This window comes from Fusibacter paucivorans, assembly GCF_018390735.1.
Classification (GTDB): Bacteria; Bacillota; Clostridia; order Peptostreptococcales; family Acidaminobacteraceae; genus Fusibacter; species Fusibacter paucivorans.
In genome coordinates, this window is the sequence record NZ_JAHBCL010000003.1 from 1 (window position 1) to 21,540 (window position 21,540).

Consider the following 21,540-nt stretch of genomic DNA (forward strand, 5'->3'; position numbering starts at 1 on the left):
AATTGCAGGTCATACGAAAACTATACGAGCAGCAGCGCTACATGTATGAGTCGAGAACGCATTCTGTAGACAACCGGATCGTTAGCATCTCACAGCCTTACATCAGACCTATTGTCAGAGGCAAAGCGGGTTCAGACGTTGAGTTTGGATGCAAGGTCATGACAAGTGTTGTAAATGGTTATACCTTCATTGAGAAACTGGATTTTGACAGTTTTAACGAAGGTGTCCTTATGCAGGAAGCGGTCGAACATTACTTTAAACGTTTTGGATGCTATCCTGAGGCCGTACTCGCAGATTCAATTTTTCGTAACCGTGAAAACCTAGCGTGGCTTAAACTCAGAGGCATCCGAATCAGCGGTCCAAAGCTAGGCCGAAAGCCCAAGGTAGTTGATCCTGAGGCAAAAAGAATAGAACGCGCTGATAACGGTGAACGCAATGCAATTGAAGGCACTTACGGTATTGGCAAGCGGAAATTTGGACTCGATCTAATAAAATCTAAACTTGAAGACACTGCGAAAAGTGTTATCATACTGCAGTTTCTGGTAATGAACTTGGATCGGAAGCTAAGGTCCTTTTTGTCTCAATTTTGGATTCGATTAATTTTTGCATTACGAATCAAAAATCTGGCTGCTGTAATTGGATTCTGATCCGTTCAGCAAGCCCTATGTAATACGCGCTAATATGATGGTAATCTACGAGCGTTAACAAGCCCAACGTGATTCTTTCTTTTTTTGTATAGAGCTCGTAAGCAGCCTCACGAAGGCCTTTACAGCCCTCAGGATCTCTATATTCCAACTCGTCTGCCGTCAGCATCTTCATTTTTGCCATGGTATTAAAATAATGGTACTTTAAAACACCCTCTTCAACGTCCTTCACTTCTAAATCAACGTATTTGATGGTTTTCAGCATTTCATAATTCTCCAATATGAAATGTTCTTTGCTTAATTTACCCTGTTCAAGCTCATGGATCAGTGCCCTACGCTTTTCACAAAGCAATGTTATATTTTGTCCCCTCACACTATGCCCCTTCTAATGCAAATAGCTTAAACGACAGATAGTCGCAAGCCGTTAAATAATATAATACCCCCTCGTATGAACCTTGTAAAGCCGTTTTAAAAAAAGGATTGGAATGTATATGTCCATAAACGACTTTCTCGACACCATACTGCGTCATCAAAGCCGTAAAAACCGTGGGTTCGTGCAATTCATTTGTCGGCGGAAAGTGCAAAGCGCCAATAATGCGTTCATAACCGTCAGCCTTAGCAGCTTTCAGTGAATGCTCAAGACGCATGCCTTCACGGAGGTATATTTTCTCATCTTCAGCTTCAAATTTTGTCACATTTGGACAAATCCAGCCCCGTGTACCGCAGATCGCGATATCGCCAACCACTGCATAATCGTTGTGTACAAACGTAAGGGTTTCAAATACACCTGCCATCCTACGCTTTGAAGACCACCAGTAATCGTGATTGCCCTTAAAGATAATCTTATGCCCAGGCAGCGCATCAATCCACGCCAAATCAATATAAGCACTTTCAAAGGTCATTGCCCATGAAATATCCCCCGGTAAAATAACCGTATCTTCCGGCTTCACGCGTGCCAGCCAGTCAGATTTTATCTTTTCATAATGCAATATCCAGTTTTCACCAAAAACGTCCATGGGTTTGTCGCCGCCAAAGGACAAGTGTAAATCACCGATTGCATAAATTGCCATGCTCTCTCCTTTATCGATCGTTTTAACATCATCTTTTCGTTGATCCATTAGAATCCTTAGAGCAGCCGAGTTGTATCCATGTTTTGAAGTGCTGTGATCCACTGCTCAGAAAACCCCGGCAATACTGCTTCCAGCTTCCCTATAAGATCATCAGCCGTCTTTCTGGCTTTCTCTGCCGAATAGGGGCACGTCGACTTAATGATAGGCAGTTTCAGCGTCTCGACTGCCTTCGTAATCGATTTTTCATCGACGAGCAGCAACGGTCGAATAATCACACCTGCACCTTCACTGCTTTTTTCACGCGTTATTGGCGGTATGCCGGCCAATCGCCCATGCTGCATGACATTCATCAGCATCGTTTCCAAAAAGTCATCACGCGTATGCCCGAGAGCAATTTTATTAAAGGCATTTGCTTTCGCAAACCGCTTTAAAATACCCTTTCGCATACGCGCACAAGTGTAACAGGCTGAAAAGCCATCCGCTTCGCTCGCTTGTAAACGATTCGCAAATGCCTCTTGATGCAGGTAAATTTGCCGTTCGGCCTTCTGACCATATTGTATGAGCGAATCAAGGGATTCCGTCATACCGTGCACCACTGTTAGTGCAGCCACTTCAAAATGATAGCCGCTAAATCGGCTGAGCTCGCTGAGTGCATGAAATAAAAGCCCGCTGTCTTTACCACCCGAAAGTCCGACGAGAATCCTGTCACCCGGTTCAATCAGATGATAAGCATCAATCGTTCGGCGCATTTGCTTCATATAGAGCATCTGTTCCCAACGCTGCATTACCTTAAAGATCCCTTCTCAAAAATATTATAGCGCGGCAGTGCTTTCTTAATCTCACTTAGGAGCAGCTCGAATTCAAAGATATTGTCGCCATCTTTGATTGCTTCAAAACGTTTTTGAAAATCCATTGCTTCCAGCTCTTTCCCCTGTGAAAATAAGAGCTGAATATTCGTCGTAATATCGCGCACCGTATTCGATTTTTCTTCGAACATCAACTGTGCATTAATGACTTCTTTGCTGATTTCCGTCATCTCTTCATCAAGCTGTTGTGCCGCCATGGCTGAATTTCGAAGGCGTTCTTTAATATTGGGTGGTATTTGCGATTTATATTTATATGAGAGTGAATGCTCAATCGTCGCCCAAAAGTTCATTGCGAGGGTTCTGATTTGGAATTCCGCTAAAATCTCCTGTGTGCCAAGTGCCGTGTGCACAGGATAGCAGACGATAATATGATAACTCTTATAGCCGCTCTCTTTTGGATACTTGATATAATCTTTCTCGTATAAAACCGTAAAGTCCTTGCCGCTTCGATCATGAATGAGTTCGACAACACGATAAATGTCATCAATGAATTGACACATGATGCGAATGCCTGCAATATCCTCCATCTCTTCTTCGATTCTCTCCATGGGAATATTGCGGCGCTCTGCTTTTTCAATAATGCTCGATATCTTTTTGACATGCCCCGTTACAAATTCGATTGGAGAATATTCATTAAGCTCGCGATACTGGTTGCGAATGGATTTAAATTTTACTTTTAGTTCTTCAACTGCTTGCTCATAAGGGACCAGCATGGTTTTCCACTCTCTTATCACCTTCATGAATGCCTCCTTTTGCTTTATCTTAACACAAGTCGCCCTGCCTCACATCAAGGGCTTCAAGTCTTGCTTCAAATTCATTTTGCAATTTTCGCCAGCTCATCTGCCAATTGCAAAAAAGTGTATCTTCTTCTGGCGCTCTGCCAAAAAGCCGCTGTATGACAACGTTTTCCGGCAAATGCCGAACCATTTTAATCAATCGTTCCAAATAGGCATTGTAATCAATCAGTTCAATCGCTCCCCGCTGGTACATGTCGCCGAGTACCGTATGTTTCAAAATATAAAGCGAGTGAATTTTGACGCCTTCAACTGCCAGTGATTTGATGAGTTCGATCGCCGCCAAATTGTCAGCCTCCGTATCCCACGGCAAATTGCCAATAAGATGTGCACACACGGTAAAACCGTGTGCATGAACGCGTTTGACTGCGTCGACAAAGGCTGCAACATCATGCCCGCGATTGATGATCTTCAATGTTTCATCATTTGCACTTTGCAGACCAAGTTCGACTTCAATGTCGACACCGTATTGTGCCTGCACTGCATCCAGAACCTTTAGATAAGGCTCTCCAATACAGTCCGGTCTCGTACTGATACTCAGTCCGACGACACCTGTCGCGCAAGCCGATTCCACTAGTGACCTAAAAGTATTGAGCGGCAGATATGTATTGGTATAATTTTGAAAATAAGCTATATAATAATCGGGCTTGTACTTCGGCGCAATCCGCGCCATACTCTGTGCAAGCTGTTTTTCAACATCAAAAGAAGCCCGATTCGCTTCAAAGCCCGTACCGACTTCACCACAAAAAATACAGCCGCCTCTACTGAGCAAGCCATCGCGATTTGGGCAAGTGCAAGGCAAATTAATGGGAAGCTTGTAGACCTTGCCGCCGTATTTGTTTTTTAGCCACGCACTGTATTTAGTATATCGCATTCGTCGACTGTTCTCCACTTCACATTTCCATTACTATTTTACCACAATTCACGTGCTTTCGCTAAATAATTAACGCCGCAATAAAGGGCTTTGCCAACGCAAAGCCCTCTCTATTTGCTGACTGTTTTTATCTTAGCCAAAAGCGATCTCAATGATCACACCTGGTTTACTAACAGAAACAAACGCTCAACTTTATCATTTTTCAGGCACCATGAGCATTTGCCCAACATGGATCATATTTGGATTGCTCAAACCATTGATTGCCGCAAGCTGCTGATACGTAACACCGTGTGCCTTTGCGATTTTCCAAAGAACATCACCTGATGCAACATTATAAGTGTCGTATTCCACAACTGCCGTTACCGGTTTCGCATTGACACTGCCGCCTGCTTTAACAGCATCTACCAGTGCATCGCGAATTGGCACGAATGTATTGGTTACGTCTATCGCATTGGAGAAGTCAAAGTTATCCCCTGACGGATACATGAAGTCATTGATGACAACCGTATAATACGCATCCATATCAATAGGAGTGCCGTCTGCTAAACTCAGTGAGAGCACGCGTTCGCCAAATGGTTTATCTGAATCAATGGCAACTTGGAGGCCGGAGAAAGAGGCGTTGCCAACGTCTTCGTTGCCAATGCCGTGTTCGATGTTCTTAAGGAGATCAGAACCTTTAAGTTTCATCGTTACCAGCGTGTTGTCAAAAGGCATCACTTCGTACATAATACCATACGTAATATCACCACTTGGAATAGAACGTCTCAAGCCGCCGCCATTTTGAATACCAATTTGAACGCCGGCATCTTCTGCCATGACTTCACAAACCCATTGTCCGAGTACCGTTGTTGATACGCCGTCATAGCGATCGTGTGTCATTTCACCAACAGCCTGACCTAACACTTCATTCAATGTCGGCGCAAGTGTCTCATTCCACTTATCATAAGCTGCCATCGCGTCAGGATCCGGTGTTATCTCTTCGGAACGCTTATACAACTCATCAACAGATGGCGTTACGGTTAATTCATCATCACTGAATACAAGTGTTAAATGACCAAGTGCTCTGCCGTTATAATAAGCTTCGACAACCGGCACATCGTTTGCATAGCCAGCAACCGTTGCATGATTATGTGCAGCGACCACGCCATCTAAGCCTTCAACCGCTGTAATCGCCATCATTTCCTCACCTGTAACCGGCAATGTAGGATCAGCACCATAGCCGTCTTGTGAGGCAGGTGTATGTGTTAAAGCGATAATGGCATCGGGAACGCCGGCAGCATCATTGCCTGCGAGTAGATAATCCACCCATATTTTTGCCGCTTCAGCCGGGTCTTTAAATTCAAGTGTTGCTACGTTTTCAGCTTTTGTCTTATATGCTGTTTCAATGGTTGTCAAACCGATGAACGCAATTTTCTTGCCGGCAATTTCTTGAATAACGTAAGGGGTTGCCCATGTAACGGGTTCACTAGTACCTATGTCATAAATATTAGATGCTACAAATGTTAAATCCGCATCCGCCGCCCATGTTGGAATGCGATCGACCCCCCAGTCGAATTCGTGATTACCGACTGCTGAAACAGATACTCCCAGCATTTTCATCATATCACTGACAGGTTCGCCGTACGATAAGTTGGACATTGCAGAACCCTGATAATTATCACCTGCTGAGACGATAATCGTATTTGGATTCTCTGCGCGCAGCGCATTGACCGCACCGACGAGTTTCGCCATACCGACATTTTTGCCGCTCTCTGCGAGCGAACCGTGGAAGTCATTAAACGAGTACACATCGATGGTAACATCGCCGTCTGCTCCAAAGCTGACAACACTGGACATCACCAGCATCAGCACGAGTACGACAGATAAAAATCCCTTGTTTCGAAACATGTAATCCTCCCGTATAAAATATTTTATGTACCTACCTATATTTTATAACCCAAAGTGCTTGTTCACAATCAACAAATGAACAGTTCGTAAAAAGTATACAAAAAAAACGCGTCCTCCTTACGGAATAAACGCGTTTTTAACGATTTCAAGTGCCGTTTCTGGTATTGTCTTAGCCCATGATCACGGATTCTACTTCAATGATATCAATATCTTCTTCATCAGTAATCGGCACGATTTCAAATTTCACTTGAATACGTGTCCGCTCCTGCAATCGGTTTATCATATTTTGCTGATCATCTTTCTCTTTTGAAGAACCCATGATGATATTGGTGATCTTATTTTTTTCAGCATAGGTAGCCAGCGTCGTTTCGATATCTTTCGCCTTCATTACCGACAATGACGCATGATGTTTCTTCGAAACATCAAAGAGATACTCAAGTGCATCTGTTTCTTCAAGCTTGCCAAAATACTTCCAGTTTTCCTTGACGACGTGTATGACGTGAAGTTCATCGTTTTCCGAGGTGATTCTGCTGGCACCATAGGCGATTAGGCGTTCGCAGGACTTTTGTTGTGTGACGCAAACCATAAACTTCTTTCTTTTTCTCATAGAAAATCTCCTCTATCCATATTCATAAACTTTCGCCCAGTGGATTGTCTTGTATCAGTACAGTTTTATTATACCAAATAACGTTCGGTCTAAAATTAAATTATCCTATCAAAAGATTAAATTTTTAGTAACGTTTTCGCATCATTTGTAAACAAAAGATGATTTCTGCTATAATAAGATACTGTAAAAAATATAAAACAATATTCCACTTTGGAGGCATTATGAAACAATATACCAAAACCATTGGCCTGTCAGGCGCCATGTATACCAAGTCATTTGACAAGATCAAGCACCATAAGAATAAAGTCAGAGAACTCAACGAAGCCACTGTCGCCAAAGCATTTTTAGAAGGCGACGCAACGATACAGGTCATCTTTGAAGAAACCGGTGATACATTCATCATTGATGCCTTTTCATCTGATGAATCGATCAAAAAATACCTTGGCAAGGCATTTATCAAGTAAAGGAGGCATCCGTAAAATCGGATACCTCCTTTTTTCTTTCTCTATACACATTTCCCCATTCTATGCGTATCAATATCATGCGATAAATTTATGCAACCGTTCAGGTAATGCGCCATCATGGCTCAGTGTAATGGTAAAATTAATATCATATGCTGTGGAGAGATCATCCAGTTTGGCAAACCACTGGGATAACTGGTCCATATCGATTTCGATACAATTTAAAATACCGTCAATAAAAATATTTTCAATATCATAATTGTTCGAAATGAGACCACAAATAAAACCTAGGAGCTCATCACCTTTATCAATCGGAAATTCTTCAAGATTGATAAAGCGCACACTGTGATGCAGATCATACATTGCACGCTTATCGTCGTCAATAAAGATGCTCGTTCCCTTTGACGATTTGACACATTCATTTGCAAGTCTGACAATTTCTTTTGACTTTCCTGAACCTTTTTTCCCAGCGATTAATTTAACCATGTGAATCTCCTCCTTTTTTTACACTCATATTGTATTATTCTAGATACATACGATATATCCCTTCAAAAACAATTAAATTTTTTTACACCGTATCATTCGGCTTTTTACCATCTCCTTCCAAATGCTGCCGCCTCAACTGCCCACAGGCAGCGTTGATATCGGATCCAAGTTCACGTCTAATGGTGGTGTTTATATTATATTTATCCATTAATCGCTTCATAAACACATTTATTTTTGAATTTTGCGATGGAAAAAATTGATTTTCTTTTACAGCGTTCACCGGAATGAGATTAACATGAACGAGCATCCCTCTTAAACGCCTACCCAAGGCGTCAGCATGCGCCATTGTATCATTGACGCCATCAATCATCGCGTATTCAAAAGTAACGCGTCTATGCGTTTTTTCAATGTAATAGGCAACCGCACCCATCAGCGCATCAATATTATAGGCTTTCGTAACGGGCATGATTTCGCACCGTTCCGTATCAACGGCGTTATGAAGCGAAATCGCCAGTGTTATTTGGAGCTGTTCATCGGCAAGTTTCATAATTTGCGGTACCAGCCCACACGTCGAAAGTGTAATGGCGCGTCCTGAGAGATTAAGACCTTTCTCATCACAAGCCAACCGGATAAATTTCAGCGTCTCATCATAATTATCAAGCGGTTCACCGCTTCCCATGAGCACGATATTATTGATGTGTTCACCCGTATGATTTTGCATAGCATAGATTTGTCCAAGCATTTCACCGGCGGTTACATTTCGAACACAGCCATCAACCGTCGAAGCGCAAAACGCACATTTCATATTGCATCCGACCTGTGTGGACAAGCATGCGCTGTTGCCGTGCTTATACCGCATAAAGACGGATTCGACAATCTCACCATCGTAAAATGCATTGAGGAGCTTTACAGTACCATCCTGTGATGTCATCGCGCTGACAATCTTTACATTGTCAATGCGGTATTGCCGTTTCAGCTTCTCAATCAATTTTCCAGGCAGATTCCGCATATCCTCGAATTGCGTTATCCCCTTTGCCAACCATATGTAGATCTGATCGGCGCGGTAAGCTTTTTCACCCATTGATAAAAGCGCTTCCCGCAATTCTGCCGCAGACAGCTGTCGAATATCTGCCAGCATGCATTCATCTTTGTTTTCATTTTGTTCTTTTTGTATCATATTTTATGGACTCCATTTCATTGCCATTCGGCGATGAGCGTATTATTCGCCATTCACAAGACTTAATAGCCTCTTTCGAAGTTAACAATATTATAAAGTGACGTTCCCTCAATATAAGCCTTCATATTGCGATAAATAATATCGAAACGACGGTCATTTCGCTTCTCGGAAATCCATGAATTGTGCGGCGTAATATCGACTTGTTCAAACTGCCAGAACGGATGGTCTTCAGCAAGCGGCTCTGATTCCACAACATCCAGGGAAACCGATGCAAATTTTCCGAATTCTAAGTGCTTTATAAGTGCTTTCTCGTCAATAATGGCACCGCGTGCAACATTGATGAGTACCGAATCATCCCGCATGGCCGTAAGCATGGCATCATTAAGCAGATGTGTCGTCTTTTCAGTATGCGGAATGGCGATGATGACAAAATCTGCAATTGTCAGCTGCGTTTCTAATGCCGAAATAGGATGCACTTCGTCAAAGCCCTCAACTGCGTGACCCGTTGTATTAACGCCGGCAATTACCATGTCAAAACCCGATAATCGCTTAACAGCCTCCTGTGCAATCGTGCCGGTTCCGATAAACAGCACGCGTCTTTCCGTGAGTTCCTTAACATGTGAGTTCATTTTCCAAATGCGTTCGTTTCGCTGCTTTTCTAATTTTCGGTTCAATTTATAGGCGCTTAGCATTTTATAGACAATCCATTCACCAATCGGAATGGAATAGCCGCCTCGATTATTGGCAACGGCAATTCCCCTAGCAGTCACTTCCTCGACGGGCACTTGGTCGACGCCAATACTCGAAAGCTGAATAAGCTTTAGGTTGGGAAATTGGTCAAAATTTAAATAGTCAAAAGGATTATAGCAAATGAGGATCTCTGCATCTGAGTCCAGTTGCTCAAATCCTTCACTCTCACGATCCGTGTGATTGGATTCAATCGCAAACTGCACCTCATAGCCAAGTGCTCTAATTTGATCCATCTTTTCTTTGCCATAATCAAAGGTGAAAATTGCCTTCTTCATTGTCAAAATACCTCCATAATAGTAAAACCACTATGAAACATAGTGGATGCTGTCTATAGACAAAAGCACCTCGAAGCATTCCCTTAAAGCATGGTATTCAAAAACCTGCGCTCTTCACGTATCATGCATACGCTGTGATTGCAGGTTCTTTTCATTATCTTTAAGTACTGCTGCGTCGGCTTATAGGCCGTCCGAAGTAATGCTGTTCCATTTAATATGATTAAGCCATTGTTCAAGTCGATCTTTACCATTATATTCTTGCAGCTAAGCCATCAGCAAAATATTTAAAGTTCAAATCAATTTGTTCTAAACAATCACTAAGCTGGCGCGATTGCCAGTTGCTGCGAATCAAGACTCGGATGCATCCGTTTCAAACTCATCAATATACAGTGATAAGATATCAGCAAGTCCCGTAAACTCACAGCCGTAGATAATCGCATCTTCCTGTTCTTCTTTACGAATAATCTTCAAGACACTATAGAACTGACGTCCATTGCCGAGGTCAATTTTCGCATTAAAGTAATACCCGAGCGGCAGCGATTCATGCGCTGTAAATCCAATGCCCCCCTTTGAAATATCAACGGCGTTAATCGGTATCTCCCGAGATTCTCTTATGACTTCCTGTTGATTGTATACCTCATCAATGGTCAACGTTGCGTTAAAAGGAAGTCTATGGGCTTTTCTACGATCCTTCATCTCACCACTCCTATCGTATCATTTGCCTTTATTATACCCAATTTTGTCGAAACAAGCAATTATGCATCGTGATGTCCTTCACGATAATCCGAAAAGTTTTCATACACTTTCCGCTTTTCATATCGTCCACCTGTATCGCTAATTGTGTACATCTCATTTTTGTTGTCAATCACATAACACTTTTTCCCACTGTTGCAGGCTGCTTTTATATACTGGATGCCGGGAAGTTCTTCCGGTTCATAAATCGGTCTAACACCGGGCGCATTAAAATTCCCCCAAACGAATCCCTTGCCAATTGCCGTAACGGCCAACACCAATGATTCTTTTGCATAAACAGTTGCGATCTCTTTTAGTTTCGGGATTTCCGTCGGAAAGAGCACCTCCGATTTGCCCTTCATGCCGAGCTGACCATAGGCGTTGTTTCCGGCACCGAACATGCGACCGCTCTCCGTTACGACCAGTGAAAACTTTTCACCTGCTGCAATTTGTGCTACATTCTTATAAAGCGTCACCACTGGTTCTGTCAAATGTCCCTTATAGCCAATCCCCAGCTGTCCGTGTGTATTATCACCCCAGCCCATAACCGTGCCGTCATATTTCAGTGCCAGTCCAAAATTAGCGCCGAGTGCAATTTGTTTTATGCCTTCGACACCTTCTAAACGTACCGGCATCAATGCTTCTTTAACATCTTCCTTCATGATTTGGTTATCCATGTTATCACCCCAAACATAGATATTGCCATTTAAATCAAGTGCGGCTGCAAATCGCTTGCCAGCGGCTACTTGCTTGATATTTTCAAGTCCCCATACAGCATTTAGCGTCCGCTGCGAATTTTTATCCCCTGTTCCAAGCTCACCGCTCCGATTGGATCCCGCAGCACAAACGGTGCCATCATTCATTTTAAAAAGATTAAAATTTTCGCCGCAGGCAGCCTGTTCAACACCATCATAGAGATTGTTGTACCTGAGATCCGGTACAGCACTTAACGTACCAATCCCCAGCTGCCCAAATTCATTTTTACCATAGGCCAGCGTACGACCGCTTTTAAAAATATAGAAAAATGATCCCGCATAACCTTCTATCCCGCGAATCCCCTGTTCTTCTGTAACGCGTATCTCTCTTGAAAATTCTTCAGACCAGTTGCCGTTTTTATCTTTAATCTTCAGCTTAATCGTATAAGTGCCGGGACTTCGAAATGTTATTTGGCGATTCTCCCATTTTTTTTCAACAATTTCATTGTCTTCAGCAATACAGCCGGTTGTATCGTAATGGAGCACTGTCATGGTGTTGATTTTCGTATCGGGTCTGATATTGAAATGAGCAATCGGTCTAATTTTACTGATATCGTTTTTACGTTGAAGGGTTAAATAGACAAAAGCACCGTTAATGTAGCTGTCGCCGCCGATTTCATTGATCAGCCGCTGTGCTTCATCTTCCGGCATATTATTGATAATCAAAAACTTGCCATCCAGCGAAAGCGCATACCGGCGCAAGGGCAACGAGTCATACTGTGATAAATATGGCTCAAGCCGCTTGATATCTTTCGCGTACTCTTCATTTTCTTCACGGTACTGTATTGCCGCTTCCAGAAATTTTTCATAGTCACCATAGGCATCAATCGGCTCAGTTTGTGACTTTTGCTCATTTAAGAAATAGGCGACCGTTCCGGCAATGGAACCGATTGTGATCAATATTCCGAAAATATTCACCCTCATACTCCTTCTACAGCCTCTCTGTTAACCATTCATCAGAGCATTATTCAATAAGACGGCATTGGTAACCGGTCCTACACCACCCGGAACCGGTGTAATCATGTTAACGTAATCTTTTAATGCTTCAAAATCAGCATCGCCAACGAGCTTGCCATTTAACATATTGGTCCCCACATCAATGACAATACTCGCTTCTGTCACCATATCTTTCGTGAGAAAATTCGGAACTCCTACTGCGACAACAACAATATCAGCACGTTTTGTATGCGATGCAAGCGCTTTAGTCTTGGAATGACACATCGTCACCGTTGCATTTTGCTCAAGCAGCATCATTGAAAGCGGTTTGCCGACGATATTGCTTCTGCCGATGACCACAACATCTTTTCCCTTTAAATCAATGCCCGTTTTAGCCAATATATGCATGACCGCTGATGGCGTACAAGGTCTGATGCCTCGTTCGCCTTTAAATAAATGTCCTGCATTGAGGGGATGAAAGCCGTCTAAGTCCTTTTCCGGTACAATCGCATCCAGCACTTTTGAAGCATCAATATGAGCCGGAAGCGGCAGCTGGACTAGGATCCCTTTAATTTGTGTCTCATTGTTCTTTTCATCAATCACTTTTAAAAGTGATTCCAAAGTTGTCTCTAATGGCAGCGATACGATCTCATAATCAAATGCAACAGCTTTGCAAGTCTTTTCCAGCATTTTTAAATAAGATAGCGAAGAAGGGTGTTCTCCGAGGATAATGGCTGAGACTTTTGGCTTTACAGCCATCGCTTGAACGCGTTCCCTGATTTCCTGCTTCAATGCATTCGCAATTTGCTTGCCATCAATAATCATCCTATGCTCCTTCTGCGTAATGAACGGTTGAAAAAGCCCACTGAACCATGGGCTTTTTATTTTACAATACATTTCAAGATGGTTTTATTATACCATCAAATATTCACTGACTCTAGTGCTCAAATCCTAATTTGCTTTGATTTCAGTCCACACGCGATCGTATTCGCTGATAAAGTCGCCAGGATCTAAAAACACTTCAAAATTTTCAAGCAGCGCTTTGTCCGGATAGGCATATGTCGTTCCCATCAACGCCGGATCCAGCAGTTTCATCGTTTCAGTATTACACGTCGCATACCCAACGTAATCAGCATTTAAAAAGCCAATATCGCCTCTGCAAAGGAAGTCAATGAACTGATGTGCTTCTGCCACATGCTCGGAACCCTTTGGAATGACAATATTGTCAAACCACTTATTCGAACCTTCTTTTGGCAGTGCATATTTAAAATAATCGTATTCCTGAATGACCGTGCTGGCTTCACCTGACCAAACAAGCGCCATCGCCGCTTCTCCACTGATGAGCATATCTTTTACATTGTCACCGACGTAGGCAAGCACTAAAGGTTTTTGCGCTACCAATAAAGCTTTTGCTTCTTCGAGTTCAGCGACACTTTTGGTATTCATAGAATACCCAAGTTTTTTGAGTGCTACCATAATCGAATCACGCTGTGAATCCACCATGGTGAACATCCCCGCATATTTTGGATCCCATAGCGCATCCCAAGAATCAATTTCTTCTTCAATCAGATCGGTATTGTAAATAATCCCAACTGTTCCCCAGAAATAAGGGATGGAATACTGATTTTGCGGATCAAACGCCAAGTCCTTAAACTGATCATCAATGTTGGCGAAATTTGGAATGCTTTCGAGATCCAGCGGTTCCAACATCTCTTCTTTAATCATCTTTTCAATCATATAGTCAGATGGAATGGCGATATCGTAATTACTGCCGCCATTTTTGATTTTCGTATACATTTCTTCATTGGTTGCATACGTTTCATAATTAATTTTGATCCCTGTTTCTTCCTCAAAGGTATCAAAGATGCTCTCATCAATATAATCGCCCCAGTTGTAAACGTTTAGAACGACTTGGTCATCCTTTTTACAGCCGCTGACACTCATGATGAGTACCATGAGCAATAAGCCGATTAACCATTTTTTCTTCATATTCTAATCCCCCTGTCAAACTCAATTTTATATTCATTCAGCACTCGCATTTCTTTGCTGCGGCGCAACTGTTTCTCTGCTGATTACAATTCTTCTATATTGCTGGAACGCTTGTTAATGGCGAGCAACAAGATGAGAATCGTTAAAAACATCAATGTTGAAAGTGCATTTATTTCCGGTTTTATCCCTCTTCTGGCCATGGAATAAATGGCAATAGAAAGATTGGTAACCCCATTGCCGGCAGTGAAAAAACTAATGACAAAATCGTCAATTGAAAGCGTAAACGCAATCAGCGCACCGGAAATAATGCCCGGACTAATCTCCGGTAAAATCACTTTTTTAAAAGCCATCCACGGCGTTGCACCGAGATCCATTGCCGCTTCCAGCACATCTGCCGGCATCTGTTTCATTTTCGGCAGCACGGACAAAATCACATAGGGAATACAAAATGTCATGTGCGCCAACAGCATCGTAATAAAGCCGCGCTCCAGTCCCATCCAGAGAAAGAGCGTCATCAGCGAAATGCCTGTGACAATATCGGGATTCAAAATTGGAATCGAGTTGATATTCATCATCAGTTTTTGTCGCCATTGCTTTGCATAGTGAATACCAAAGGCTGCAAAGGTGCCAATCACGGTGGCAAGCAAAGAAGCAATAACCGCAATCAAAATGGTGTAGTACAGCGATTTCATAATATAGTCGTTTTCAAGCAGCGTCCGGTACCATTTAAAGGTAAAACCTTCCCACTTTGCCGTTGACTTCGCATCATTAAATGAAAAGACGACCAGTACGGCAATCGGTGCATATAGAAAAATGAAAATCAATCCAGCGTAAATGCGCTTTAACCATTTCATCACCATATATTGCCACCTCCTTGTTCAATCCCATTCTGTCCCAGGCGATTCATAATCGACATGGTAATGAGAATCATCACCATGAGCAACATGGATATCGCTGAACCAAAGTGCCAGTCGTTAACCACGAGAAACTGCTGCTGGATGAGATTGCCCACTAGCATATACTGTCCGCCATACAGGAGATCTGAGATGACGAAAGTGCTGACTGCCGGCATAAATACCATAGAAACACCAGACAATACCCCCGGCAATGAGAGTGGAAAAGTCACTTTTAGGAAGACAGTACCCCGGTTGGCACCCAAGTCTTCAGCCGCTTCAATCAGTGCATTGTCCATTTTTGTCAAGACTGTATAAATCGGCAGCACCATAAAGGGCAGAAAATTATACACCATGCCCAATAACACGGCGCCCTCTGAATAGAGAAACGTCATTTGCGGCAGCCCAAATAAACTCAAAAGCTGATTCAAGATGCCATTCTTATTGAGAATAGTCATCCACGCATAGGTTCTGAGCAGAAAGTTCATCCACATGGGGACGACGAGCAGCATCACTGCAATCGTTCTGTATTTTAAATGCATTTTTGCTAAAATCATCGCCATCGGGTATCCAATTGCCAAACAAATCAGGGTCGCCTCTACAGCAATTTTCACGGATCTTGCCAGTACTTTTAAATAGACAGGCTCCATAAATCGCCTGTAATTTTCAAGTGAAAACCGAAAGGTATCTCCCGGCACCGAAAGACTAAACACAATGATCAGCATAATCGGTACAACGATAAAAATAAGGCTCCACAGCCAATAAGGGCCGGATGAAATTTTCTTTAGCATCTATCCCTCCTTATGCATAATGTGAATATCATTCGGCAGAACGGATAAGCCAACCATTGCCCCTTCCGGTGCCATCAAAGTATTGTGCACCATCCAAGTACGCGGGCCTTCTTGGATCAGCATCTCATAGTGGACGCCTTTAAAGACAACTGACGTCACTTCGCCTGTGAGCACACCGGCCTCAGGTTCCGATAGCGTCACATCTTCGGGCCGAATGACGACATCGACTGATTCGTTTGTCTGAAATCCGCTGTCGACACACTCAAATTCACGATTGGCAAAAAGTACTCGGCAATCCGATGGCATCGTGCCGTCAAAAATATTACTCTCTCCAATAAAATCAGCCACAAAGGCATTTTCGGGCTCATTATAAATATCAATCGGCGAACCCGTCTGCTGAATTTCGCCCTGATTCATAATGATAATCTTATCTGACATTGTCAGCGCTTCCTCCTGATCATGCGTTACATAAATAAACGTAATACCGAGCTCGCGCTGCATATTTTTCAATTCAATCTGCATTTCTTTTCGAAGCTTGAGATCCAGCGCCCCCAAGGGCTCGTCGAGCAGCAGCACCTTCGGTTCATTGACCAGTGCTCGGGCAATGGCAATTCGCTGCTGCTGACCGCCTGAAAGCGAGTGCACTTTGCGCTTTTCGAATCCCTTGAGATTAACGAGTTCAAGCATCCGTGCCACACGCTTTTCAATTTCTTTTTCATTCAGCTTTTTAATGCGCAGTCCAAAAGCAATATTCTCATAGATATTGAGGTGTGGAAAAAGCGCATATTTTTGAAAGACCGTGTTGATCGCACGCTTATACGGCGGTATATTGGTAATGTCCAACCCCTCAAAAAAGATGTGTCCGGCAGTGGGCTGTTCAAACCCCGCAATCATTCTAAGCGTTGTCGTCTTACCGCATCCGCTCGGTCCCAATATGGTAAGAAATTGATTCTTTTTGACCCAAAAGTCGATGTCTTTTACAACGGCAACGCCGTTATAAACCTTCGATACATTGATTCCGTTGACAATCCTATCCATCATTTGAGCCTCCAGTTACTTAGAAATTTGGTGGTGCGCCTACGAGAAGTATCTTCGCTTCGCGTTTGCCTTTATTGACAATCTCATGCCCCTTGTTTGCCTTATAGTAAAATGTATCACCCGCTTTTGCCACGTATTTTTTACTGCCTAAACGTACGATGACAGAACCAGACATCACATAGCCGAACTCTTCCCCCTCATGGGGTTCATGCGCGTCATAAGCGCCATTTGGGGCCAAAGTCAACATAATGGGTTCCATCATGTTTTTCTGTGCATTTGGGATAATCCATTCCAGTTTATAACCGGTTTCTTCATCTTCTTTTTCAAAAAAATCTTCATTTTTAAATACTATTTTTTCGTCCACTGTTTCACTGAAGAATGCCTGTAGATTCGTGCCCAAACTTTCCAGTATATCGACGAGACTCGCAATAGACGGCGATGTCATATCGCGCTCGAGTTGGGAAATAAATCCCTTTGAAAGTTCACATCTATCCGCTAATTCCTCTTGCGTCAGGTTGTTCTCCAGCCTTAAGCGCTTTATCTTTTCTCCAATATTCACAACCAATACTCCTTTATCCTACAAACGAGTTTATATATACTAAACTTTTTTACTCGAACATTATACGGCAACTGATTTCATTCGTCAATATATATTAATCAGAATGTTTAATATTACTTAATTTTTTATTTTCGAAACAACCGTCAGCCCTTCTCTCATCAAAAAACAAACACCTTGGTATCCAATCGCATACCAAGGTGATTTATAAAGTAAGAAGATTTGAATTTGAAGTATTTTGCAGATGATTCTATTGCGAAAATACGATGGTGAAAATCTTATGGTGTTCATCAATAGCGATTCACGCGATCTGTCTTATGTACGCCTGAAATACTAATTTCGAATCTTTAGTATTTTATCAATGAGATTTACCAAATTTTCAATTTCAGGTTTACTCATTTGTGCATCTGCACCAACGGCATCACCTTTATGAAGCAAATCATCAGTGATCAGTGATGAAAAGATAATAATCGGCAGTTTCTTCAATATTTTATGCTCTTTTATACGGCGTGTTAACGCATGACCGTCAAGCTGCGGCATTTCAATATCTGTAATCAGCAAATCAATATCTTCCATAAACTGATCGCCTTTTTTTTCTGCCAGCATCAGCAGATAATCATAGGCTTGCGCACCATCGTCAAAGAATTTAAGTTTCGTAAATCCCGATGAAGTCAGTGTTTCAAGCAAGACTTTGCGAATCAGCGGTGAATCATCTGCCAGTGCCACTTTAATATGAGAACGGTCTTTTACGCTAATATCCTTAATACGTTCAAGATTAATGCCGGTATTCGGGTTAATATCCATCACGATTTTTTCAAAATCCAACAACATGATAATCTCATCATTAAGGTTAATATTGCCAATGACCAATGAATTCGCCGTAATGTCATCCGGCTTCATAATCTTATTCCAGCCAATGCGGTTGATCCCGAGGACAGAATCAATGGCAAAACCAACCTTGATCTTATTAAATTCGCAAACCAAGGTCATACTATTTTTGACTTTGTCATTCTTGCGGTTTTCAAGAATGTACATCAAGTCCACAATGGAGATCATCTCGCCACGTATGAGGGAAATACCCGAAACGGCCGGATGAGAGTTTGGAACTTTCGAGACGTTTTCAATTTGCAATAATTCTTTCACTTTAATGACGTTGATCGCATAATGCTCTCCGGCAACAATAAAATGCAGGATTTCAACTTCACCGGTACCACTTTCCAACAATATTCCATCTTTTTTTTCCAACATCATGAGTCTGTTCCTCCAATCCCCAATTATATGTTTATTATACCGTTTTTTAGTTATAAGAATAGTACTTTTTTTGATTTTTTCTGCTTGTAACGCATTATACCCAAAAAAGATTGCGAAATCACAGATTTGAAAATTTAACAGTATAATCCATCAATATTCTCTTAAACAGCTCATCATCATGTATTCATCTCGCCTTTAGCCCTTCTTAAACACCCGCACCTTAAATAATCTCCATACTGCGCCCAACGCGTTCAAATGCTGCGATCGCCTTATCCAGATGCCGCTTGTCATGTGCCGCCGTCACCATGCATCTCACACGGCCAGTTCCCTTTGGCACCGTTGGGAATACAATTGGCGAAACAAAAACACCAGCATCGTAAAGTGCTTTAGAAAAGGCAACTGTTTTCGCTTCATCACCAATGATCACCGGCGTGATTGGCGTTTCTGAATGGCCTATATCATAACCTAGCGCTTTAAGACCCGCTTTAAAATAATTGCCGTTTTCCCAAAGTTTTTCTGTATATGCCGTCGTTGAAGTAAGTTCATCTATGGCTGCAATAATAGCGCCCACTGCCGCTGGCGGCAGAGAAGTACTGAATAAAATCGGTCTGCCGCGATGCAAGAGCCAATCCTTCATGACTTGTCTTCCCGCAACATAGCCGCCTACAACACCAATGGCTTTTGAAAGCGTACCAATTGAAAAGTCAACACGTCCATGCAATTTAAAATGGTCCACTGTTCCACGGCCGTTTTCGCCGAGTACACCGGAACCGTGCGCGTCGTCTACATACGTCATGCAGTTGTATCGCTCTGCAAGTGCCACAATCTCAGGCAGCTTTGCCAAGTCACCATCCATGCTGAAAACACCGTCTGTGATAATGAGGCACTGCTTGTGCAAATGACGCTTTGCTTTGAGAACCGATTCAAGATCCGCCATGTCGCTGTGCTGAAAAACAGCTTTCGAGGCCTTGGAAAGCTTAACACCATCTATAATGCTGGCATGATTTAGTGAATCAGATACAATGAGATCTTCCTCACCAGTGATTGCTTGAATGACGCCCGCATTGCAGTTAAAACCGCTTTGAAATACCACGACAGCTTCTTCTCGTTTAAAGACCGCCAGTTTTTCCTCCAATTGTTCATGCAGCGTCATATTGCCAATAATCGTTCGTACGGCTCCGGAACCGACGCCGTATGCGTTAACGGCATCAATAGCAGCCTGTTTTAATTTAGGATGATTTGCAAACCCTAGGTAATTGTTTGATGATAAGTTGATGACCTTCTTACCGCTGAGTGTCACCTCCGGTTCGTTGGCACCCTCGAGTACCGGAAGCGTCCGAAAAACCCCCTGCGTTTTTAATGCATCCACTTGAGCTTTTAGAAATCCCAGTTCATGTACATTTTCCATAGTATTTGCCTCCTTATCTTCTTTTAAGTCATGAGGAAATTGCAGCATTCAAATATGAAACCTTTCACCACTCTCTGCATATCTTTTGTAAAATGAGAACACAACAGCATTATGGTGAAGAAGCAACTAACGGTTATCATACAATTTCCTTACATATGATTTTAAAAACGGATGCCCAGCTAAAAGCTCCCGCTCTGAATCCGATAACAAAGTCCCTGTATTATACATTGCAATAATAGCATTCCGTTTAAATACGTTCACACCTCGCCATGCAATGCCCGTATGACCATACTGCCGCTTAAATGATCTATTGGTCAACTGAATGGCCTGCTTCAATACAACACCGCCAGCGCCAAGATCTGACATTACTTCATTATAGGGACACGCCAGCTGACAAGTACTGCATCCATAGAGTCGATTTCCCATCTTAATCACCAGCTCGTCTGAGATGATCTCTTTCGTTTGCGTTATATAAGAGAGGCATCGGTCTCGATCCATAACACTTGTCCCGCATATGCCGGTTGGACATGCCGTCACACATGCATAGCAGTCTCTGCATCCTTTAAATAAACGCGATTCATCAGCGCGTTCCATCAACTTCGCCATTACCGCCTCATTTTCTCCTTCCGGCAAATAGCCTTTAGGCGCTCCAAGCATCAGCGTCCCTATATTAAAATGTGATCCAAGTGCAGCATTCATCAATTGATGATGTCGTCCATATTCTCCTAAGCCGCTCCAAAAACCCAATTCACGATCTACATAGGGTGATGTGTCAACATACCGCGCCTCCTGTAAAGGTGTAAAATCAATCACCTCAGCCAACGCGGCTGCCAGTTTTCTCAGGATTTCATTTACCTGATCGTGGTATTCGCCATAAGCCGCAACGCCATCAATAAATCCCTTTCCCGTTTGAGGACCGTTGGGCTGCGTCAGAGGGTATGGCACGCCAACCACAATGACGATTGCATTGCCGCCAAATTCTTTCAAGATGTGATCGTATACGTTTCGGTCATTGGGATTTGGTTCAAAAGATGTCATGACTTTTGTTTCCTTTAACGTCGCCTGCATCTGAGCAGATAAAAACGTACAACTTTGCTCAGTTAGACACAGGACACCTGCTTCTATACGCCCCCTTGCAGGTGAAGGTACTTTGACCGCTGCAATCCATTTTCCAACAAATTCCTCAATTCTGCTCAATGTATGCCCCCAGCATTCACAACGCCAAAAAACTGCCGACAAAAAGAACCCAGTGACCACGACGCATCACATGATGCGTGTGGCTGCTGAGTTCTGGCTCTTC

Annotated in this window: 23 protein-coding genes; 2 read left to right on the top strand and 21 right to left on the bottom strand. The window is 42.7% G+C overall.

The genetic code is table 11. The features are described 5' to 3' along the window. A partial coding sequence (locus KHM83_RS02165) for a transposase (protein WP_213235269.1) occupies positions 1 to 647 on the top strand: 647 nt, incomplete at its 5' end. Here the strand turns inward: KHM83_RS02165 and KHM83_RS02170 are convergent. The 7 genes from KHM83_RS02170 to KHM83_RS02200 all read right to left on the bottom strand — a co-directional run bounded on the left by KHM83_RS02170 (position 616) and on the right by KHM83_RS02200 (position 6,742). After that, positions 616 to 1,017, bottom strand: a complete 402-nt coding sequence (locus tag KHM83_RS02170; protein WP_213235270.1) for a DUF6648 family protein — start codon at positions 1,015 to 1,017, stop codon at positions 616 to 618. The two genes, KHM83_RS02165 and KHM83_RS02170, sit on opposite strands and share 32 nt — an antisense overlap. A 1-nt stretch (position 1,018) precedes the next feature. Beyond that, positions 1,019 to 1,714 carry a metallophosphoesterase gene (locus tag KHM83_RS02175; protein WP_213235271.1) on the bottom strand — a complete coding sequence of 232 codons (696 nt, stop codon included), beginning with the start codon at positions 1,712 to 1,714 and terminating at the stop codon, positions 1,019 to 1,021. Between the two features lie 56 nt (positions 1,715 to 1,770). Further along, positions 1,771 to 2,499, bottom strand: coding sequence for a tRNA 2-thiocytidine biosynthesis TtcA family protein (locus KHM83_RS02180; protein ID WP_213235272.1), 729 nt, complete (start codon positions 2,497 to 2,499; stop codon positions 1,771 to 1,773). Beyond that, complete coding sequence (locus KHM83_RS02185; protein ID WP_213235273.1) at positions 2,499 to 3,320, bottom strand: GTP pyrophosphokinase; 822 nt, start codon at positions 3,318 to 3,320, stop codon at positions 2,499 to 2,501. Before KHM83_RS02185 ends, KHM83_RS02180 begins: the two co-directional genes overlap by 1 nt. A gap of 22 nt (positions 3,321 to 3,342) precedes the next feature. After that, positions 3,343 to 4,248 carry a TIGR01212 family radical SAM protein gene (locus KHM83_RS02190; protein WP_213235274.1) on the bottom strand — a complete coding sequence of 302 codons (906 nt, stop codon included), beginning with the start codon at positions 4,246 to 4,248 and terminating at the stop codon, positions 3,343 to 3,345. Between the two features lie 195 nt (positions 4,249 to 4,443). Further along, positions 4,444 to 6,135, bottom strand: a complete 1,692-nt coding sequence (locus tag KHM83_RS02195) for a 5'-nucleotidase C-terminal domain-containing protein (protein ID WP_213235275.1) — start codon at positions 6,133 to 6,135, stop codon at positions 4,444 to 4,446. 169 nt (positions 6,136 to 6,304) lie between these two features. After that, positions 6,305 to 6,742 (bottom strand): universal stress protein, encoded by a 438-nt coding sequence (locus KHM83_RS02200; protein ID WP_213235276.1) that lies wholly within the window; start codon positions 6,740 to 6,742, stop codon positions 6,305 to 6,307. Positions 6,743 to 6,963: 221 nt separating this feature from the next. Between KHM83_RS02200 and KHM83_RS02205 the strand changes: the two genes are divergently transcribed. Then, positions 6,964 to 7,206, top strand: coding sequence for a hypothetical protein (locus KHM83_RS02205; RefSeq protein WP_213235277.1), 243 nt, complete (start codon positions 6,964 to 6,966; stop codon positions 7,204 to 7,206). 75 nt (positions 7,207 to 7,281) lie between these two features. Here the strand turns inward: KHM83_RS02205 and KHM83_RS02210 are convergent, their stop codons facing one another. The 14 genes from KHM83_RS02210 to KHM83_RS02275 all read right to left on the bottom strand — a co-directional run bounded on the left by KHM83_RS02210 (position 7,282) and on the right by KHM83_RS02275 (position 21,437). Beyond that, on the bottom strand, positions 7,282 to 7,689 hold the full coding sequence (locus KHM83_RS02210) for a hypothetical protein (RefSeq protein ID WP_213235278.1): 408 nt from the start codon (positions 7,687 to 7,689) through the stop codon (positions 7,282 to 7,284). A gap of 82 nt (positions 7,690 to 7,771) precedes the next feature. Continuing rightward, positions 7,772 to 8,824, bottom strand: a complete 1,053-nt coding sequence (gene rlmN / locus KHM83_RS02215; RefSeq protein WP_425513862.1) for a dual-specificity RNA methyltransferase RlmN — start codon at positions 8,822 to 8,824, stop codon at positions 7,772 to 7,774. A 104-nt stretch (positions 8,825 to 8,928) separates the two neighbouring features. Next, positions 8,929 to 9,891, bottom strand: a complete 963-nt coding sequence (locus KHM83_RS02220) for a phosphoglycerate dehydrogenase (RefSeq protein ID WP_213235280.1) — start codon at positions 9,889 to 9,891, stop codon at positions 8,929 to 8,931. Positions 9,892 to 10,239: 348 nt separating this feature from the next. Next, positions 10,240 to 10,587, bottom strand: a complete 348-nt coding sequence (locus tag KHM83_RS02225) for a PilZ domain-containing protein (protein ID WP_213235281.1) — start codon at positions 10,585 to 10,587, stop codon at positions 10,240 to 10,242. A gap of 59 nt (positions 10,588 to 10,646) precedes the next feature. Next, complete coding sequence (locus KHM83_RS19920; RefSeq protein ID WP_213235282.1) at positions 10,647 to 12,296, bottom strand: RCC1 domain-containing protein; 1,650 nt, start codon at positions 12,294 to 12,296, stop codon at positions 10,647 to 10,649. A gap of 27 nt (positions 12,297 to 12,323) precedes the next feature. Beyond that, a complete protein-coding gene (locus tag KHM83_RS02235) occupies positions 12,324 to 13,139 on the bottom strand; it encodes a bifunctional 5,10-methylenetetrahydrofolate dehydrogenase/5,10-methenyltetrahydrofolate cyclohydrolase (protein ID WP_213235283.1) in 816 nt (271 codons plus the stop codon). Positions 13,140 to 13,265: 126 nt separating this feature from the next. Beyond that, positions 13,266 to 14,303: an ABC transporter substrate-binding protein gene (locus KHM83_RS02240; protein WP_213235284.1), complete on the bottom strand. Its 1,038-nt coding sequence runs from the start codon at positions 14,301 to 14,303 to the stop codon at positions 13,266 to 13,268. 83 nt (positions 14,304 to 14,386) lie between these two features. Beyond that, entirely contained in the window at positions 14,387 to 15,163 is a 777-nt protein-coding gene (locus tag KHM83_RS02245; protein ID WP_213235285.1) for an ABC transporter permease, read from the bottom strand. Further along, positions 15,157 to 15,987: an ABC transporter permease gene (locus KHM83_RS02250; protein WP_213235286.1), complete on the bottom strand. Its 831-nt coding sequence runs from the start codon at positions 15,985 to 15,987 to the stop codon at positions 15,157 to 15,159. The genes KHM83_RS02245 and KHM83_RS02250 overlap by 7 nt, the downstream gene beginning before the upstream one ends. Beyond that, positions 15,988 to 17,028: a spermidine/putrescine ABC transporter ATP-binding protein gene (gene potA / locus KHM83_RS02255; protein ID WP_213235287.1), complete on the bottom strand. Its 1,041-nt coding sequence runs from the start codon at positions 17,026 to 17,028 to the stop codon at positions 15,988 to 15,990. 16 nt (positions 17,029 to 17,044) lie between these two features. After that, positions 17,045 to 17,584, bottom strand: a complete 540-nt coding sequence (locus KHM83_RS02260) for a helix-turn-helix domain-containing protein (RefSeq protein ID WP_213235288.1) — start codon at positions 17,582 to 17,584, stop codon at positions 17,045 to 17,047. A gap of 330 nt (positions 17,585 to 17,914) precedes the next feature. Continuing rightward, the gene (locus KHM83_RS02265) at positions 17,915 to 18,832 is read right to left on the bottom strand and encodes a chemotaxis protein (RefSeq protein WP_343213099.1); all 918 of its coding nucleotides are present in this window, start codon (positions 18,830 to 18,832) and stop codon (positions 17,915 to 17,917) included. A gap of 220 nt (positions 18,833 to 19,052) precedes the next feature. After that, a complete protein-coding gene (locus tag KHM83_RS02270) occupies positions 19,053 to 20,240 on the bottom strand; it encodes a glycine C-acetyltransferase (protein ID WP_213235289.1) in 1,188 nt (395 codons plus the stop codon). A gap of 126 nt (positions 20,241 to 20,366) precedes the next feature. Continuing rightward, positions 20,367 to 21,437: an epoxyqueuosine reductase gene (locus KHM83_RS02275; RefSeq protein ID WP_213235290.1), complete on the bottom strand. Its 1,071-nt coding sequence runs from the start codon at positions 21,435 to 21,437 to the stop codon at positions 20,367 to 20,369. Positions 21,438 to 21,540: the final 103 nt, after the last annotated feature.